The sequence below is a fragment of the Streptomyces venetus genome (assembly GCF_039540295.1).
In the GTDB taxonomy this organism is placed as follows: domain Bacteria; phylum Actinomycetota; class Actinomycetes; order Streptomycetales; family Streptomycetaceae; genus Streptomyces; species Streptomyces venetus.
The window spans coordinates 1,004,550-1,021,398 of sequence record NZ_BAABET010000002.1 but is presented as its reverse complement, the minus strand read 5'-3'; the positions used below and the strand labels follow the sequence as shown (position 1 = coordinate 1,021,398).

General features: G+C 70.5%; 15 protein-coding genes. 9 read left to right on the top strand and 6 right to left on the bottom strand.

The features are described from left to right. Positions 1 to 82 precede the first annotated feature (82 nt). Together ABEA82_RS09620 and ABEA82_RS09615 are read left to right on the top strand one after the other, a co-directional pair. A complete protein-coding gene (locus ABEA82_RS09620) occupies positions 83 to 1,636 on the top strand; it encodes an AbgT family transporter (protein ID WP_345660929.1) in 1,554 nt (517 codons plus the stop codon). A gap of 66 nt (positions 1,637 to 1,702) precedes the next feature. After that, positions 1,703 to 2,887, top strand: a complete 1,185-nt coding sequence (locus ABEA82_RS09615) for a M20 family metallopeptidase (RefSeq protein WP_345660928.1) — start codon at positions 1,703 to 1,705, stop codon at positions 2,885 to 2,887. Positions 2,888 to 2,944: 57 nt separating this feature from the next. Here ABEA82_RS09615 and ABEA82_RS09610 read toward each other — a convergent pair whose 3' ends face one another. From ABEA82_RS09610 to ABEA82_RS09590, 5 genes are all read right to left on the bottom strand, one after another. Further along, positions 2,945 to 4,030 (bottom strand): ABC transporter ATP-binding protein, encoded by a 1,086-nt coding sequence (locus ABEA82_RS09610; RefSeq protein ID WP_345660927.1) that lies wholly within the window; start codon positions 4,028 to 4,030, stop codon positions 2,945 to 2,947. Further along, positions 4,027 to 4,833: a molybdate ABC transporter permease subunit gene (gene modB / locus ABEA82_RS09605; RefSeq protein ID WP_345660926.1), complete on the bottom strand. Its 807-nt coding sequence runs from the start codon at positions 4,831 to 4,833 to the stop codon at positions 4,027 to 4,029. The genes ABEA82_RS09610 and modB overlap by 4 nt, the downstream gene beginning before the upstream one ends. Beyond that, positions 4,830 to 5,657 (bottom strand): molybdate ABC transporter substrate-binding protein, encoded by an 828-nt coding sequence (gene modA, locus ABEA82_RS09600; protein WP_345661015.1) that lies wholly within the window; start codon positions 5,655 to 5,657, stop codon positions 4,830 to 4,832. The genes modB and modA overlap by 4 nt, the downstream gene beginning before the upstream one ends. A gap of 350 nt (positions 5,658 to 6,007) precedes the next feature. Further along, a complete protein-coding gene (locus ABEA82_RS09595; protein WP_345660925.1) occupies positions 6,008 to 6,403 on the bottom strand; it encodes a TOBE domain-containing protein in 396 nt (131 codons plus the stop codon). Between the two features lie 34 nt (positions 6,404 to 6,437). Then, entirely contained in the window at positions 6,438 to 6,875 is a 438-nt protein-coding gene (locus ABEA82_RS09590; RefSeq protein WP_003974483.1) for a hypothetical protein, read from the bottom strand. A 541-nt stretch (positions 6,876 to 7,416) separates the two neighbouring features. Between ABEA82_RS09590 and hemL the strand changes: the two genes are divergently transcribed. The 7 genes from hemL (at position 7,417) to ccsB (ending at position 15,261) form a co-directional block, all read left to right on the top strand. Continuing rightward, complete coding sequence (gene hemL, locus ABEA82_RS09585) at positions 7,417 to 8,733, top strand: glutamate-1-semialdehyde 2,1-aminomutase (protein ID WP_345660924.1); 1,317 nt, start codon at positions 7,417 to 7,419, stop codon at positions 8,731 to 8,733. Beyond that, positions 8,730 to 9,443, top strand: coding sequence for a histidine phosphatase family protein (locus ABEA82_RS09580; protein ID WP_345660923.1), 714 nt, complete (start codon positions 8,730 to 8,732; stop codon positions 9,441 to 9,443). Before hemL ends, ABEA82_RS09580 begins: the two co-directional genes overlap by 4 nt. A 199-nt stretch (positions 9,444 to 9,642) precedes the next feature. Next, positions 9,643 to 10,938 (top strand): polysaccharide deacetylase family protein, encoded by a 1,296-nt coding sequence (locus tag ABEA82_RS09575; protein WP_345660922.1) that lies wholly within the window; start codon positions 9,643 to 9,645, stop codon positions 10,936 to 10,938. A 66-nt stretch (positions 10,939 to 11,004) separates the two neighbouring features. Beyond that, positions 11,005 to 11,634 (top strand): TlpA family protein disulfide reductase, encoded by a 630-nt coding sequence (locus ABEA82_RS09570; RefSeq protein ID WP_345660921.1) that lies wholly within the window; start codon positions 11,005 to 11,007, stop codon positions 11,632 to 11,634. Between the two features lies 1 nt (position 11,635). Then, the gene (locus ABEA82_RS09565) at positions 11,636 to 12,409 is read left to right on the top strand and encodes a cytochrome c biogenesis CcdA family protein (RefSeq protein ID WP_345660920.1); all 774 of its coding nucleotides are present in this window, start codon (positions 11,636 to 11,638) and stop codon (positions 12,407 to 12,409) included. 3 nt (positions 12,410 to 12,412) lie between these two features. After that, complete coding sequence (gene resB, locus ABEA82_RS09560; RefSeq protein WP_345660919.1) at positions 12,413 to 14,182, top strand: cytochrome c biogenesis protein ResB; 1,770 nt, start codon at positions 12,413 to 12,415, stop codon at positions 14,180 to 14,182. Further along, entirely contained in the window at positions 14,179 to 15,261 is a 1,083-nt protein-coding gene (gene ccsB / locus ABEA82_RS09555) for a c-type cytochrome biogenesis protein CcsB (protein WP_345660918.1), read from the top strand. The genes resB and ccsB overlap by 4 nt, the downstream gene beginning before the upstream one ends. A 75-nt stretch (positions 15,262 to 15,336) precedes the next feature. Here ccsB and ABEA82_RS09550 read toward each other — a convergent pair whose 3' ends face one another. Then, positions 15,337 to 16,734, bottom strand: coding sequence for a condensation domain-containing protein (locus tag ABEA82_RS09550; RefSeq protein WP_345660917.1), 1,398 nt, complete (start codon positions 16,732 to 16,734; stop codon positions 15,337 to 15,339). Positions 16,735 to 16,849 lie beyond the last annotated feature (115 nt).

Sequence of the window (16,849 nt, the reverse complement as noted above, 5' to 3'; positions counted from 1 at the left end):
TTTGCGGAAACATCCCCCACGCGTTCCCGGCTGTTCCCCACACGCCATCCAACCCCTCCCCCCGAAGCACGAAGAGGTACCCATGAGTGCCACCGCCACCGAGCCCCAGCCGACCGAGCCCCCTTCGAGAGTCCTGCGCGCCGCGTTCCGTGCCTTCGCGGCGATCGAGAGGGTCGGCAACAAACTGCCCAACCCGTTCTGGCTGTTCTGGATCCTCGCCGGGGTCGTGATCGTCCTCAGCGCGATCCTGGCGGCGGCCGGTGTCAGCACCGTGCACCCCGGAACGCACGACACCATCGAGGTGCAGAGCCTGCTCAGCAAGGCGGGGCTCACGACGATGGTCGAGGGGGCCGTCGAGAACTTCGCGACCTTCCCGCCGCTGGCCACCATCCTCATCGTCGGCTTCGGCATCTCCGTGGCCCAGGCGAGCGGCCTGTTCACGGCCCTGCTGCGCCGCATGGTCGCGCGGGTGCCGGGCAAGTACCTCACCTTCGCGCTGTCGATGACGGCGATGGTCGCCCACGTCGCCGGTGACGCCGCCTACGTCACCCTCATACCGCTCGGGGCGCTGATCTTCCGCGCGGCCGGGCGCAGCCCCGTCCTCGGCTGCGTCGTCGCCTACGTCTCCATCTCCGCCGGCTACGACGCCTCCCCGTCCCTCACCACGACCGACGTCCTGCTGTCGTCGATCTCGACGGCCGCCGCCCACACCATCGACCCCGGCTACGTCGTCACCCCGGTGGCGAACTACTTCTTCGGCCTCGCCTCGTCCGTCCTCGTCGCCCTGGTCATCACGGTCGTCGTCGAGAAGGTCATCTCCAAGCGCTCGGACCTGGCCCCCGACGAGCCGGTCAAGGCACTGAGCACCGAGGAAGCGGAGGCGATCGCGCTCACCCCGGAGCAGCGCCGCGCCCTGCGGACGACCGGCCTGACGGCGCTCGGCTTCATCGCGGCCCTGGCGGTGGCCATGACCCCGGCGAACTCCCCGCTGCGCGGCGAACACGGCTCCCTGGTCGAGTCGCCGGTGATCTCCGGCATGTCGGTCGTGCTGTTCCTGTTCTTCTCCCTGCTCGGCTGCGTCTACGGCCGCATGACGGGGACCTTCCGCGCGGCGGGCGACCTCGTCGACGCGCTGGTCGAGGGCACCCGCAGCTTCGCCCCGATCCTCGTCCTGTTCTTCGCGATCTCCCAGTTCCTCGCGTACTTCAAGTGGACGAACATCGGCAACGTCATCGCCATCGAGGGCGCCGAGACCCTGAAGGAGATGCGGCTGAGCGGCTGGGCCGTGCTGGTCGGCATCGCCGTACTGATCACCTTCATGAACCTGGTCATCACGAGTGGGTCCGCCCTGTGGGCGCTGGCCGCCCCGGTGCTCGTCCCGATGCTGATGCTCATCGGCATCGAGCCCGAGACCACGCAGGCCGTCTACCGCGTGGCCGACTCCGTCACCAACTGCGTCACCCCGATGAGCCCCTACTTCGCCATGTGCCTCGCCTTCGTCCAGCAGCACAAGAAGTCCGCCGGCATCGGCACGCTGGCCTCCTTCACCATCCCGATCGCCGCCGTCGTCTGGATCGTCTGGGTCCTCTTCTTCGTGGCCTGGTACCTGCTCGGCATCCCGTTCGGCGTCAGCTGACCCCGCTCAGCCACCGGACGACACCCCGGCACACCCCGACGTACGACAGACACGAGAAAGCCGACCATGACCGCATCGCCCGCACCCGCCACCCTCACCGCCCGCGCCCGGGAGCTCTGCTCGGAGATCGTCACCGACATCCTCACCCTCGTCCGCCAGGAGACCAGCAGCTACGACCCGGCCGGCCTCGCGGCAGGCCTGGACCTCCTGCGCGAGCTGGCGGTCCACCGGCTCGGGCCGCCCGACCGGGAGCACCGCCACCCCGGCGGTGAGTGCGGCGACACCCTCACCCTGACCTACACCGGCACCGGCCCCGGCCATGTCGCGCTCGTCGGCCACTACGACACGGTGTGGCCGACCGGCACCCTCGCGGGATGGGAGCAGCCGGAGCCGGACGGCGACGGACGCGAGAAGCTCAGCGCGCCCGGCGTCTTCGACATGAAAACCGGTCTGGCCCAGGGCATCTGGGCCCTGAAGCTGGCCCGCGAGACCGGCACCCCCCTCCCCACCGTCACCTTCCTCTTCAACGGCGACGAGGAGATCGGCTCCCTGGCCTCCCGCCCGGTGATCGAGGAGGTGGCGCGGAGGGCCGAAGCCACGCTGGTCCTGGAACCCACCGCGCACGGCGCCGTCAAGACCGCCCGCAAAGGCTCCGGCATCTTCAAGGTGACGGCCACCGGCGTCGAAGCGCACGCCGGACTCGCGCCGCAGGACGGGGCGAGCGCCATCACCGCACTGTCGGAGTTCGTCCTCGCCGCCGCGGCGGTGGCCGCCCCCGACCGGGGCACCACCGTCAACCCCGGGCTCATCACGGGCGGCAGCGCCACCAACGTCGTCGCCGGACGAGCCACCGCCACCATCGACATCCGGGTGAGGAGCGAGTCCGAACAGAACCGCGTCGACGCCGAGTTCGCGGCCATCGGGGTGAGCGATCCCCGCGTACGGATCGAGGTCGACCACGCCTGGAACAGGCCGCCGATGACCCTCAACGCCGCCTCCGCCCCGTTGCTCCACCTCGCCCGCGACGTCGCCCGCGAAGAGGGCCGCGCCGACCTGCCCGACGCGGCCGTCGGCGGCGCCAGCGACGCCAACTTCGTGGCCGCCCTCGGCCTGCCGGTCCTGTGCGGCATGGGCGCGGTCGGTGACGGCGCCCACGCCCGGGGCGAGTTCGTCTACCCCGACACCGTGCCCGCCCAGACCGCCCTGGTCGCCGGCCTGCTGACCCGGCTGACGGAGCCCCTGCGCGGCTGAGCCGAGAGTGTGGATCCCCGCTCGCGCACACGCAGCCAGAACCTCCTTGACGACGCGTCAGGCGGGATAGGCGTGCGTCTGGGCCGCCTTGACCGTCGCCCACACCGTGGCCCCGGGGCGCAGGCCGAGTTCGGCGGCGGCGACCGTGGTGAGATCGGCGGCCAGGGGGAGTTCGCCGTTGAGCGCGACGCGGATCTGGTCGCCGTGGGTCTCCATGCCGGCCACCTCGCAGCGCCACAGGTTGCGGGCGCTGGAGCCGCTGGGGCGCTGCTGGTAGAGGGTGACCGCGTTCGGCGGGAAGGCGACGAAGACCGGACCGGTGAGGTCCTCCGTGGTGGCGATCGTCGATGCCCCGTCGATCCGGACCACGTGTCCCTCGGCCTCGCCCCGGTAGAGGTTGAGGCCGACCAGGTGGGCGATGTAGTCGGTGCGTGGACGGCGGGCGATGTCGGCGGGGGCGCCCCGCTGGACGATGTGGCCGTCCTCGACGACGACCAGATGGTCCGCGAGGACCATGGCGTCGAGCGGGTCGTGCGTGACCAGGACGGCGACGGCCTCGAACTCGGCCAGATGGTGGCGGAGCTGGGCCCGGACGTCGAGGCGGGTGCGGGCGTCGAGCGCGGCGAGCGGCTCGTCGAGGAGGAGCAGACGGGGGCGGGTGGCCAGGGCGCGGGCGAGGGCGACGCGCTGGGCCTGACCTCCGGACAGGCGGCGGGGCTTCGCGGAGCCGTGCTCGGCGAGACCCAGGCGCTCCAGCCACGCGGCGGCCTGCGCGCGGGCCTCCGCCTTCGTCGCCCCGTGGCAGCGCGGCCCGAAGGCCACGTTGTCCAGGGCGGACAGATGAGGGAAGAGCAGGTAGTCCTGGAAGACCACCCCGACCGGCCGGGCCTCCGGCGGCATGCGGTCCATCTCCACGCCGTCCAGGCGCAGATGGCCGCCGGTGAGGGGAACGAGGCCGGCCAGTGCCCGCAGGGCCGTGGTCTTGCCGGCGCCGTTGGGACCCAGCAGGGCGACGACGTCGCCCGGGGCCGCTGTGAGCCCGACGTCGAGACGGAAGGAGCCGCGCTCGACCACGAGCCGGGCGTCGAGCCCCTCACCGGTCGGGCCGGGAGCGGCGAGGGCGGTCCTCTCGGGTTCGCTCATGAGGCGGTCATCCAGCGGTCGCGCAGTCCGGCGAGTACGGCGATGGACACGGCGAGCAGCACCAGGCTGAGGGCGATCGCCGCCTCCGGGTCGTTCTGAAGGGCCAGGTAGACGGCGAGCGGCATGGTCTGCGTACGGCCGGGGAAGTTGCCGGCGAAGGTGATGGTCGCCCCGAACTCGCCCAGCGCCCGGGCCCAGGCCAGGACGGCGCCCGCCGCGATGCCCGGCGCGATGAGCGGCAGGGTGACCCGGCGGAACGCGGTGAACCGGGAGGCGCCCAGCGTCGTGGCGGCCTCCTCGTAGCGGGGGTCGGCGGCGCGCAGCGTGCCCTCCACGCTGATGACGAGGAACGGCATCGCCACGAAGGCTTCCGCGATGACGACCCCGGTGGTCGTGAAGGGCAGCGTGATCCCGAACCACGAGTCCAGCCACTTCCCCACGACGCCGTTGCGGCCCAGTGCCATCAGCAGGGCGACACCACCCACCACGGGCGGCAGGACGAGCGGGAGGGTGACGAGCGCCCGTACGAGACCGCGCCCGGGGAACTCGACCCGCGCCAGCAGCCACGCCAGCGGCACCCCGATCACGAGGCTCACCGCGGTCGCCGCCGTCGCGCAGACCAGGGACAGCTGGAGTGCCTGCCACACCTCGGTGCTGGTCAGCAGTTCGGGCATGCTGCGCCAGGGCGCCCGGACCAGCAGCGCGACGAGCGGCAGGACCAGGAAGGCCAGGCCGATCAGGGCGGGCAGCAGGAGGGGCAGCGGGGCACCCCCGCGGACGCCTCTGCCCAGGGAGCGCCTCACGGCTTGAGGAACCCGGCCTCGCTCAGCACCTTCTGGCCCTCCGCGGACCGCACCAGCTCCATGAACGCCTTGGCGGTCTCGGTGTTCTCCGAGCTCTTGAGGAGGGTGATGGGGTAGTCGTTGATGGCGTCGGCGGACTCGGGGAACTCCACGCCCTCCACCTTGTCACCCGCCGCCTTCACATCGGTCTTGTAGACGACGGCGGCGTCGGCCTCCTTCAGGACCACCTTGTTGAGGGCGGACTTCACGTCCTCCTCGTAGGAGACCGGGGTGAGCTTCAGCTTGCTCGCGTCCAGGGCCTTCTGGGCGGCGGCGCCGCACGGCACCGTCTTGTCGCACAGCACCACCTTCAGGTCCGGGCCGGTGAGGTCCTTGAGGGAGGCGACCTTGTCGGGGTTGCCCGGGAGGGTCGCGATCTCCAGCTGGTTGCGTACGAAGGTGGCGGGCGTGCCGGAGGCGTCCCCCGCGTCCGTGACGACCTTCATCGTCTTGGGGCTGGCGGAGGCGAACACGTCGGCCGGGGCGCCGCCGGTGATGCTCGCGGCGAGCGCGTCACTGCCGCCGAAGCTGAAGGTGACCTTGGTGCCGGGGTGGGCCTTCTCGAACTCCTTGCCCAGCGTCGTGAAGCTCTCCTTCAGCGAGGCGGCGGCGAAGACGGTCACGTCCCCGGACAGCTTCGGCGAGCCGGAGGCCGCTGGCGAGGAGCCCGACGACGCCGTCGAGGAGTCGTCGGAGGACGAGCAGGCGCTCAGGGCCAGCAGTGCGGCGGCACCTGCGCCGGTCACCTGCAGTATCCGGCGGGTCCGGCGCACGGTACGGGTCATCACGGGGGTCCACTCCCTCTGGTCCTGACGGTCCTGACGGACTCTGGTCCTGACGGACGCATGCGCCGATGATACTTCCGCAGATGCCAGGCGAAAGTCTCCTGTCACATCGCACGAGCCGGGCTCTTCGCGCTTCGGCATGGCATGTGCGTTCGTACGGGAAGGTGGTGCGGGTACGGTCATCGGCCGAGATGGACCCCGTCTTCGGCCGTGCCCCGTCCTCCTCGCGGTCACCCTCGACGACACACCCCTGGACCGCTGCGACGCCCGGTACATCAGCGGCATCGACGGCATTCGCGTCGACGGCGGCTACCCGACACGCCGGACGGCGCCGCCACCGCCGATATGACTCAGACGCGGTCGATGTGCACGTTCGTCGACTTCACCCGGGCGGTGGCCTCCATACCGACCTCCAGGCCCAACTCCTCGACGGCTTCCCGCGTCAGCAGCGACACCAGGCGGTGCGGACCGGCCTGGATCTCCACCTGGGCCGCCACGTCACCGAGTTTGATCGCGGTGACGATGCCGGGGAAGGCGTTGCGCACCGAGGTGTAGGAGACGTCCTCCTCACCGCTCCCGCCCTTGGCGAGCTCCACGGAGAACGCGGCCAGGTCCTTCCCGTCGATGAGCCGCTTCCCGCCCTCGTCGCGATGGGTCGCCATCCGCCCCGCGTCCGCCCACCGCCGCGCGGTGTCCGGACTCACGCCGAGCAGCCGGGCTGCCTGGCCGATCGTGTATGACTGCATCGCGCCAAGATAAGCCCAGACAACTGAAGACGAGTCAGGGCCACACCAGGCAATAAGGCTGATGCCCCGCCTCATGAAGCCGGTGCGAGAAGTCCTGCCACTCGTGCAGCAGTTGGTACACGTTGAACGCGTCCCGCGGGCCGCCCCGGTCCGGGACCGTGGACCAGATGAACGCCGCCGCGCCCACGGCTTCCTCACCGATGCCCCGGAGGGGGTCGACGACCGTCATCGGGAGTTTGACCACCGCGTAGTCGGGGTGCAGGACGACCAGTTCCAGCGGCGGCACCTTGTGCAGGGGGACGCCCTCGATGCCCGTCAGGACCATCGCCGCCATGGTCTCCGGCTTTATCTTCGTGAACATGCCGTTCATGCCGAGCTCGTCGCCGCCGAGCTCCTCCGGGCGCATCGAGATCGGGACGCGGGCCGCGGTCGCGCCGTCCGGCGCGCCGAAGTACTTGTACGTCACCCCCACCCGACCACCATTCCTGCTCCCGGACGGAAGATCGTCCACCAGACGCTCAGGACGTTCAGTACGGCCGTCGAGCCGCTCCGGTTCACTCGACGGGCTCTGTGTCCGACGTTCCTGCGCTTCCTCCGCCTCGCGCCGGTGCCTTCCCCGCCGGGCACGTCGAGGACCCAGGTCATCAGTCCCCTCGCCCAGTCCGCCACCGCGATGCATATCTCCACCCGACTGCTTTTTCTAGGACGCGTCGCCCCCGCCGCGCAACCCGATCATCGTGTCAGTGACCTCCCCCACGGCCGCCCGCCGAAACGTGCGCTGAAACAACTGCCCGCAGGATCTTCGCAGCCTCCGACCACCGTGGGCCGTTTGAGCTGTGTGTATCAGGTCCAGTCTCGCAGACGCCCGGGAAACGCGGATGTGATCTCGGACCAGTCGTCTCGCCCGTCCACCCGAGCGCGTCCCTTTCGTCATCTCCGCTGTCCTACCCTGAACAGGTCCCTCGTCCCCCGGAGCCCGACATCGTCGGAGAAGGTCGGAGAAGTCGCAGGTCATGAGCGAACTGGCATATCCGTACGAAGCACCGGCCTCGCAGGCTCTGTTCGACCGCGCGGCGGCCGTCACACCCGGTGGCGTGAACTCGCCGGTGCGGGCCTTCCGCGCGGTCGGCGGCACACCGCGGTTCATGGTGTCCGGTAGCGGGCCGTATCTGACGGACGCCGACGGGCGGGAGTACGTCGACCTCGTGTGTTCCTGGGGGCCCATGATCCTCGGGCACTCGCACCCCGAGGTCATCGCCGCCGTGCAGGACGCCGTCGCCCGCGGCACGTCCTTCGGCACGCCCGGCGAGGGCGAGGTCGCGCTCGCGGAGGAGATGGTCGCCCGCGTCGCGCCGCTGGAGCAGGTGCGGCTGGTGTCCAGCGGCACCGAGGCGACCATGTCGGCGATCCGGCTCGCGCGCGGGTTCACGCAGCGCACCAAGGTGATCAAGTTCGCCGGGTGCTACCACGGGCACGTCGACTCGCTGCTCGCCGCGGCCGGCAGCGGCGTCGCGACCTTCGCGCTGCCCGACACCCCGGGCGTCACCGGCGCCCAGGCCGGTGACACCGTCGTCCTGCCCTACAACGACCTCGACGCCGTGCGGGCCGCCTTCGCCGCCCACCCGGGCGAGATCGCCTGTGTGATCACCGAGGCCTCCCCGGGCAACATGGGCGTGGTGCCGCCCGCGGACGGCTTCAACCAGGGGCTGAAGGACCTCTGCGCCGAGAACGGCGCCCTCTACATCTCCGACGAGGTCATGACCGGCTTCCGCACCAGCCGCGCCGGCTGGTTCGGCGTCGACGGTGTCGTGCCCGACCTCATGACCTTCGGCAAGGTCATGGGCGGCGGCTTCCCGGCCGCGGCCTTCGGCGGGCGCGCCGACGTGATGGCGCACCTCGCTCCGGCCGGGCCCGTCTACCAGGCGGGCACCCTCTCCGGGAACCCCGTCGCCACCGCCGCCGGGCTCGCCCAGCTGCGGCTGCTGGACGACGCCGCGTACGACAAGGTCGACGCCGTCTCGAAGCAGATCCAGGGTCTCGTCACCGATGCCCTGACCAAGGAGGGCGTCGCGCACACGCTGCAGAACGCCTCCAACATGTTCTCGGTGTTCTTCACCGACCGTCCCGTGCGGAACTACGAGGACGCCAAGGCGCAGGAGTCGTTCCGCTTCACCGCCTTCTTCCACTCCCTGCTCGCGGACGGCGTCTACCTGCCGCCGTCCTCCTTCGAGTCCTGGTTCGTGTCCACCGCGCACGACGAGCGGGCCGTGCAGCGGATCGCCGACGCCCTCCCGGCGGCGGCCCGAGCGGCCGCGGAGGCCACGGCATGAGCGACCTGAGCAACAAGAGCAGCAGCGCCGGCGCCGAGGACGACATCACCGTCGTCCACGTCATGCGGCACGGCGAGGTGGCCAACCCGGACGGCATCCTCTACGGGAGGCTGCCCGGCTACCACCTCTCCGAGCTGGGCCGGCGCATGGCGGACCGGGTCGCCGAGCACCTGGCGGCCCGCGACGTGACGTACGTCGTCGCCTCCCCGCTGGAGCGGGCCCAGGAGACGGCGGAGCCGATCGCCAAGGCGCACGGGCTGGACCTCGCCACCGACGCGCGGCTGATCGAGGCCGACAACATCTTCCAGGGGAAGACGTTCGGTGTCGGCGACGGGGCGCTGCGCAATCCCGGCAACTGGAAGCACCTGGTCAACCCGTTCCGGCCGTCCTGGGGCGAGCCGTACGTCGACCAGGTGGTCCGGATGACGAGCGCGCTGAGCGCGGCGAAGGACCGGGCCCGGGGGCACGAGGCGGTCGTGGTCAGCCACCAGCTGCCGATCTGGATCGTCCGGTCGTACGTCGAGCGCCGACGGCTGTGGCACGATCCGCGCAAGCGGCAGTGCACGCTCGCGTCGCTGACGACGTTCACGTACCGGGGCGACCGGATCGTGTCCGTCGGCTACAGCGAGCCGGCTCGCGACCTCGTCCCGGCCCATCTCCTCGCCGGTGCCAAGCCGGTGAAGGGGCAGGCCAAGGCGTTCGGCGCGTGAGCCGCCCGCGAGGCGCCTAAGCCGCCCACAAGGCGCCTAAGCCGTACACGAGGCGCGTAAGCAGCACACACGCCGCGTAAGCCCTTTCTGTTCGCTTCTGATCCCTTCGTTACGGAATCTGCAAGTTTCGAAGGAACCTCCCCGTTCGTCACGTCCTCTGACTGGGTGACCACCAGAGAACGTGACGAACGGGGATGCCATGCGCCCTTACTCCCGCAGGGGAATGCTCGGACTCGGCGCGGGAGCCGCGGCCGCCGTCTCGCTCGCCGGCTGCGGCGGCCTCACCGGGTCGGATGACTCCAGTCACGCCGATGGTTCCGCGGACTCCCCGCAGGGCGGCTCCGAGCCCAAGCCCAAGCCCGCCGCCCGGCCCATCGGCGACGGCTCCACCGCCTACACCGGCAAGCAGCCCCACCAGCCCGCGAAGCCCGAGCCGCTGGAGCCGGGTCAGGCCCCGCCGCAGTTCGTCGTGTTCTCCTGGGACGGCGCCGGCGAGGTCGGCAACGGTCTCTTCCCGCGCTTCCTGGACCTGGCCAAGGAGCACGGCGCGAGCATGACCTTCTTCCTGTCCGGGCTGTACCTGCTGCCCGAGTCGAAGAAGCGCCTCTACGACCCGCCGAACAACCCGCGCGGCGCCTCCGACATCGGCTACCTCACCGACGACCACGTCAAGGCGACCCTGAAGAACGTCCGCCGGGCCTGGCTGGAGGGCCACGAGATAGGCACCCACTTCAACGGGCACTTCTGCGGCGAGACCCACGGCTCGGTCAAGAACTGGACGCCGGCGCAGTGGCGCAGCGAGATCGACCAGGCGAAGTCCTTCGTCAAGGAGTGGCGCACCAACTCCGGCTGGACCGACCTGCCGTCGCTGCCCTTCGACTACGACAAGGAGCTCGTCGGCGGCCGTACGCCCTGTCTGCTCGGCCAGGACAACCTGCTGCCCACCGCCCGCGAGCTCGGCTGGCGCTACGACGCCTCCTCGCCCGGCGGCCGCCAGGTGTGGCCCGTGAAGCGGCAGGGCATCTGGGACCTCCCGCTCCAGCAGATACCCTTCCCCGGCCGTGGCTTCGAGGTCCTCTCGATGGACTACAACATGCTGGCCAACCAGTCCCTGAACAGCACGAAGGCCCCGGCGCACAACTACCCGGGCTGGCGGGAGCAGTCGGCCCAGGCGTACATTCAGGGATTCAAGCGGGCATACGAGACAAACCGGGCACCTCTCTTCATAGGCAACCACTTCGAACAGTGGAACGGCGGCATCTACATGGACGCCGTGGAGGAGGCGTTCAAGCACATCGCGCGCGAGAAGGAGCAGGGCGGGGATGTGCGTCTCGTCTCCTTCCGGCAGTTCACCGACTGGCTGGACGTGCAGCGGCCCGAGGTGCTCGAAAAGCTCCGCACCCTCGAGGTCGGGCAGCAACCCGCGGGCGGCTGGAAGGGGTTCGTCGAGAAGACCCCGCAGGGGGCCGGGACGCCCTCGCGGAACGCCGCCTGAAATGCGGTTTTCCGCCCGCAAGGGGGGTGGGCGAGAGCCTCAGAACGGGCATGCGAAACTTTTCACATGAGTGCCGCCAGCCGCGCCCCCCTGCGCTCGAACCGCACCCGCCGCGTCCGCCGTAGTGCCGCGCTGACCGCCGGTCTCGCCGCGACCGCGCTGCTCGTCTCCGCGTGCGGCTCCGGCGGCACCTCCGGCGGGGGCGGCAACACCAACTTCGTCACCGGCTCCGACGGCACCGCCACGGTCGCCAAGGGGGAGCGCACCCCCGCCCCCGACCTGTCCGGCAAGACCATCGCCGGCAAGACGCTCGACGTCGCCGACTTCAAGGGCAAGGTCGTCGTCCTCAACGTGTGGGGCTCCTGGTGCAACCCCTGCCGTGCCGAGGCCAAGTACTTCGCGAAGGTCTCCAAGGAGTACGCCGGCAAGGGCGTGCAGTTCGTCGGCATCAACACCCGGGACACCTCCACCGGCGCCGCGCTCGCCTTCGAGAAGGACTGGGGCATCACCTACCCCAGCCTCTACGACCCGACCGGCAAGCTGCTGCTGCGCTTCAAGAAGGGCACCCTCAACCCGCAGGCGATCCCCTCCACCCTCGTCCTCGACCGGGACGGGAAGGTCGCGGCCCGCTCGCTGTCCGCGCTCAGCGAGGAACGCCTGGTGAAGATGGTCAAGCCGGTCGTCGCGGAGAAGTGACGTGACGGACGTCACCACCCTCGCCGCGGTCGCGGACCCCAACGGCACGGTACTCAACGGCGCGCTGCTGGCAGCCCTGCCCCTCGCCCTGCTCGGCGGCCTCGTCTCCTTCTTCTCGCCCTGTGTGCTGCCGCTCGTGCCGGGCTACCTGTCGTACGTCACCGGCGTCAGCGGCACCGACCTGGCCGAGGCCAGGCGGGGGCGGATGGTCGCCGGTGCCTCGCTGTTCGTGCTCGGCTTCACGGCGGTCTTCGTCTCCGGCGGTGCCTTCTTCGGCTACTTCGGCCAGACGCTCCAGGAGGAGCGCGGCGTCCTGACGAAGGTGCTGGGCGTCTTCATGATCCTCATGGGCGTCTTCTTCATGGGCCTCATGCCCTGGCTCACCCAGCGCGAGTTCCGTTTCCACAAGAAGCCGGCGGCCGGACTCGCGGGCGCCCCCGTGCTCGGCGCCCTCTTCGGCATCGGCTGGACGCCCTGCATCGGCCCGACCCTGTCCGCCGTGCAGACACTCGCCCTGGAACAGGGAACCGCCGGACGCGGGGCGATACTCACCTTCGCGTACTGTCTGGGGCTGGGCGTGCCGTTCGTGCTCGCCGCGGTCGCCTTCCGCAAGGCCCTCGGAGCCTTCGGCTGGATCAAGCGCCACTACGTCTGGGTGATGCGGGTCGGCGGCACCATGATGATCGTGACCGGTCTGCTGCTGCTGACCGGCGCGTGGGACCGCATCGTGCAGGCGATGCAGGTCTGGTCCGACGGCTTCACTGTGGGGATCTGATCCATGAGCAAGACCACCGCCTCCGACCCGGCCCCGTCCGCCGCCGAGAACCAGGACCTGGGCGCCTCCGAGAACCAGGACCTGGGCGCCGCCGGCGCCCAGCTGTCCACCGCCCCCACCGAAGACACGCCCAACCTGCCCTCCCTGGGCGTCATCGGCTGGGCCCGCTGGTTCTGGCGGCAGCTGACCTCCATGCGGGTCGCTCTCCTGCTGCTCCTGCTGCTCTCCCTCGGCGCGATCCCCGGCTCCCTCATCCCGCAGTCCGGCCAGGACGAGACGAAGGTCGCCGACTTCCGCAAGAACAACCCCACCCTCGGTGACGTCTACGACAAGCTCGGGCTGTTCCACGTCTACAGCTCGGTGTGGTTCTCCGCGATCTACATCCTGCTGTTCGTCTCGCTCATCGGCTGCATCGTGCCCCGCACCTGGCAGTTCGTGGGCCAGCTGCGCGGCCTGCCGCCGGGCGCGCCCAAGCGGCTGACCCGGCTGCCCGCCCACACCACCTGGCGCACCACGGCCGAACCGGAGCAGGTCCACACGGCCGCCCTGGCCCTGCTGAAGAAGCGCCGCTTCCGCGCCCACCTCACCGGCGGCTCCGTCGCCGCCGAGAAGGGTTACCTGCGCGAACTGGGCAACCTCCTCTTCCACGTCGCCCTGATCGTGATGCTGGTCGCCTTCGCCTGGGGCCAGCTGTACAAGTCCGAGGGCAACAAGCTGGTCGTGGAGGGCGACGGCTTCTCCAACACCCTCACCCAGTACGACGACTTCAAGTCCGGCAACCTCTTCACCGCCGACGACCTGGTGCCCTTCAGCTTCAACCTGAAGAAGTTCACCGGCACCTACGAGCGCACCGGCCCCAACAAGGGCACCCCGCGCACCTACCAGGCCGCCCTCGACTACAGCACGGGCCCCTACGGCAAGGACCAGAAGGCCACCGTCCGGGTCAACCACCCGCTGGAGATCGGCGACTCCAAGGTCTACCTGGTCAGCCACGGCTACGCCCCCGTCATCACGGTCCGCGACGGCAAGGGCAAGGTCATCTACGACAGCGCCGTCCCGCTGCTGCCGCTCGACGCCAACGTCACCTCCTCCGGCGCCGTCAAGGTCCTCGACGGCTACCGCAACCCGCAGGGCAAGAAGGAACAGCTCGGCTTCAACGCGTTCTTCGTGCCCACCTTCGGCGGCGCCGCCAGCGGCACGATGCTGTCGCAGTTCCCCGCGCTGGACTCTCCGGTGCTCGCGCTGTCCGCCTACCACGGCGACCTGGGGGCCGACTCCGGCATCCCGCAGAGCGTGTACCAGATGGACAAGACCAACATGAAGGAGTTCAAGGACTCCCAGGGCAAGCTGTTCAAGAAGCTGCTGCGGCCCGGCGAGACCATGAAGCTCCCGAACGGCGCCGGTTCGGTCACCTTCGGCAAGGACGTCAAGGAGTGGGCCGGCTTCCAGGTCGTCCAGGCGCCCGGCAGCGGCTGGGCCCTCGGCGGGTCCATCGCCGCCATCGGCGGCCTCGCCGCCTCGCTGTTCATCCAGCGCCGTCGCGTCTGGGTGCGCGCGGTCAAGGGCGCCGACGGCGTCACCGTCGTCGAGATGGCCGGCCTCGGCCGCAGCGAGTCCGCCAAGGTCCCCGAGGAACTGGGGGACCTCGCCGGGATCCTCTACGACGAGACACCCGCCGCGCCCGAGCCCGCCGACCCCGCAGATTCCCCCGACCCCGATCAGGAGCCGGGTACCGACACCTCTGTACCTGCCGAAGGGGCTGAGAAGCAGTGACTCTCGCCGCCGCCACCAACGAAAACCTCGCGAACATCAGCAATGTGCTGATCTACTCGGCGATGGCCGTCTACACCCTGGCCTTCTTCGCGTACATCGCCGAATGGCTCTTCGGCAGCCGCAGCAAGGTCGCCAAGACCGCCGCCGCGCTCACCGCCGAGCCGGCTCAGGCGAAGAAGGGGCCCGCCGTCACCGTCAACCAGGCCGGTGGCACCGCCGTCCTGGAGCGGCCGAAGGTCACCGTGCGGGCCGCGTCCGGCCGGCGGGACGTGCCGGACGGGCCCGGGGCGCACGGCGGCGACGAGCAGGGCGACCTGTACGGCCGGATCGCCGTCTCACTCACCGTGCTCGGCTTCCTGATCGAGCTGGGCGGCGTGGTCACCCGCGCGGCCTCGGTGGAGCGGGCGCCGTGGGGCAACATGTACGAGTTCAACATCACGTTCTCCACGGTCGCCGTCGGCGTGTACCTCGCGCTGCTGGCGCTCCGGAAGAACGTCCGCTGGCTCGGCCTGTTCCTCATCACCACGGTCCTGCTGGACCTGGGGCTCGCGGTCACGGTCCTCTACACCGCCAGCGACCAGCTGGTCCCCGCCCTGCACTCGTACTGGCTGTACATCCACGTCTCGACGGCGATCCTGTGCGGCGCGGTCTTCTACGTCGGCGCGGTCTCCACGATCCTGTACCTCTTCAAGGACTCCCACGAGACCAAGCTCGCGGGCGGCGGCACCCCCGGCACCTTCGCGACCTCGGTCCTGGAGCGGCTGCCCTCCGCCGCCTCCCTCGACAAGTTCGCCTACCGCGTCAACGCCGCCGTGTTCCCGCTGTGGACGTTCACGATCATCGCGGGCGCCATCTGGGCCGGTGACGCCTGGGGCCGCTACTGGGGCTGGGACCCCAAGGAGACCTGGGCCTTCATCACCTGGGTCGCCTACGCCGGCTACCTGCACGCCCGCGCCACCGCCGGCTGGAAGGGCCGCAAGGCCGCCTACCTGGCCCTGATCGCCTTCGGCTGCTGGCTGTTCAACTACTACGGCGTGAACATCTTCGTCTCCGGCAAGCACTCGTACGCGGGCGTGTAAGCCCCGTACGCCGAAGGCCGGTTCCGGTGACCCGAGTCACCGGAACCGGCCTTCGCTGTCTCCCGGCCGGGCCCGCTAGACCCGCCCGACCGTGCCCGTCACGATGTCCCGCAGCCGCTCGACGTACAGCCGCAGGTTCTTCTGCGCGATGTCCGTGTCCGGGTAGCGGCTCGCGAACCACAGGCCCTCGTGGAGGCGGGTGATCCAGGCGCAGACCTGGTCGCCGTAGGACACCCGGAGCAGCCCGTACGCCTTCTGGTCCGTCCACGCGTCGGAGCCGGGGATACCGCGGGTGTCGACGAACGAGACGATCGAGTACAGGTCGGGGGAGGTGGGGCGGAAGTCGGCCCCGAGGAGGTGCAGCACGCGGGCGAGCGGGATGCGGGCCAGCCGGCGGTTGGCCTGGAGGGCGGCGCGCACGGTGCGCAGCGCGCTCGGGAAGTCGTAGGCCTCCGACATGGGGACCTCGATCGGGGCGCCGCCCACGTACCAGCCGACCGACTGCGACCACTGGGACTTCACGCGGGTGTGGAACGGCACGACCGTGCGGTAGACGGGCTCGCCGCCGATCTCGTGGACGATCAGGGCGGTGGCCGCGAGGACACCGACCAGGCTCCCGCCGTACGGGCGGCAGTACGCCTCGAACGCGGCGGCGGCGTCCGCGTCCGCCATCATCTCGCGCATGAACTTCTGCGTGGGCAGCCCGCCCTCGGGATCCAGGCCCAGGTCGACGGGGAAGCTCGGCAGCCGTCCGTCGCAGCGCTGGATGAACTCCCGCCAGCGGGCGACGATGTCGTGGTCCGCGTCGATGCGGTCGGCGTCCGCCCGCTCGGCCTCGCAGAAGTCGACGTAACTGCTCACCGGCTCCGGCCCCACCGCGCCGCCCGCGAGCCCGGCCCGGTACAGCTCGTGGATCTCGGCGGGGATGCGGTGGATGGAGTAGGCGTCGACGTTGCTGTGGTCGAAGGCCATGTACACGCTGGTGCAGTCGTCCCGGACGACCGCCGTGTAGATGAGGTTGGGCCAGCGCAGGGCGTCCGCCGTGGTGTCGAAGCGGTCCTGGAGGTGCTGGGCCAGGGCCACGGCGTCGGTGAAGTCGCCGACCTCCTCGCGGTGCAGGGAGACCGCGGCGGCGTCGAGTGTGAAGCGGCGGATCGAGTCGCCGGGCCCGCCCGCCCAGCGGAAGCCGCTGCGCAGTGTCTCGTGCCGCAGCGTCCAGCCGCGCAGCGCCTCACCCAGCGCGTCCAGATCCGCCCGCCCCGGGATGTCGAACGCCGCGCCCAGCCAGGTCGGCACGAACAGGCCGTCCTCGCGCACGGACCGTGCCGTGCGGATGTGCGACTCCTGGATGTACGCCGGAGGTCTGGAGTCCTCGGGCAGCGCCTTCGCCGTCGCGACGGTCGCGGGGCTGAGCGTCCATTCGACGAGTCGCCCAGGTCGCACCTCGCAGCGCTGGATGTCGGTCATTCGCACAGGGCGTCTCCGTTCGCAGGTGGGATAGACCCGACCAAAGGAATGGCGAACCCGCCACCGACGACACCGGGTGTCGCCGGTTTTCAACGATTCGGATGGCATCTCGAACGGCGAT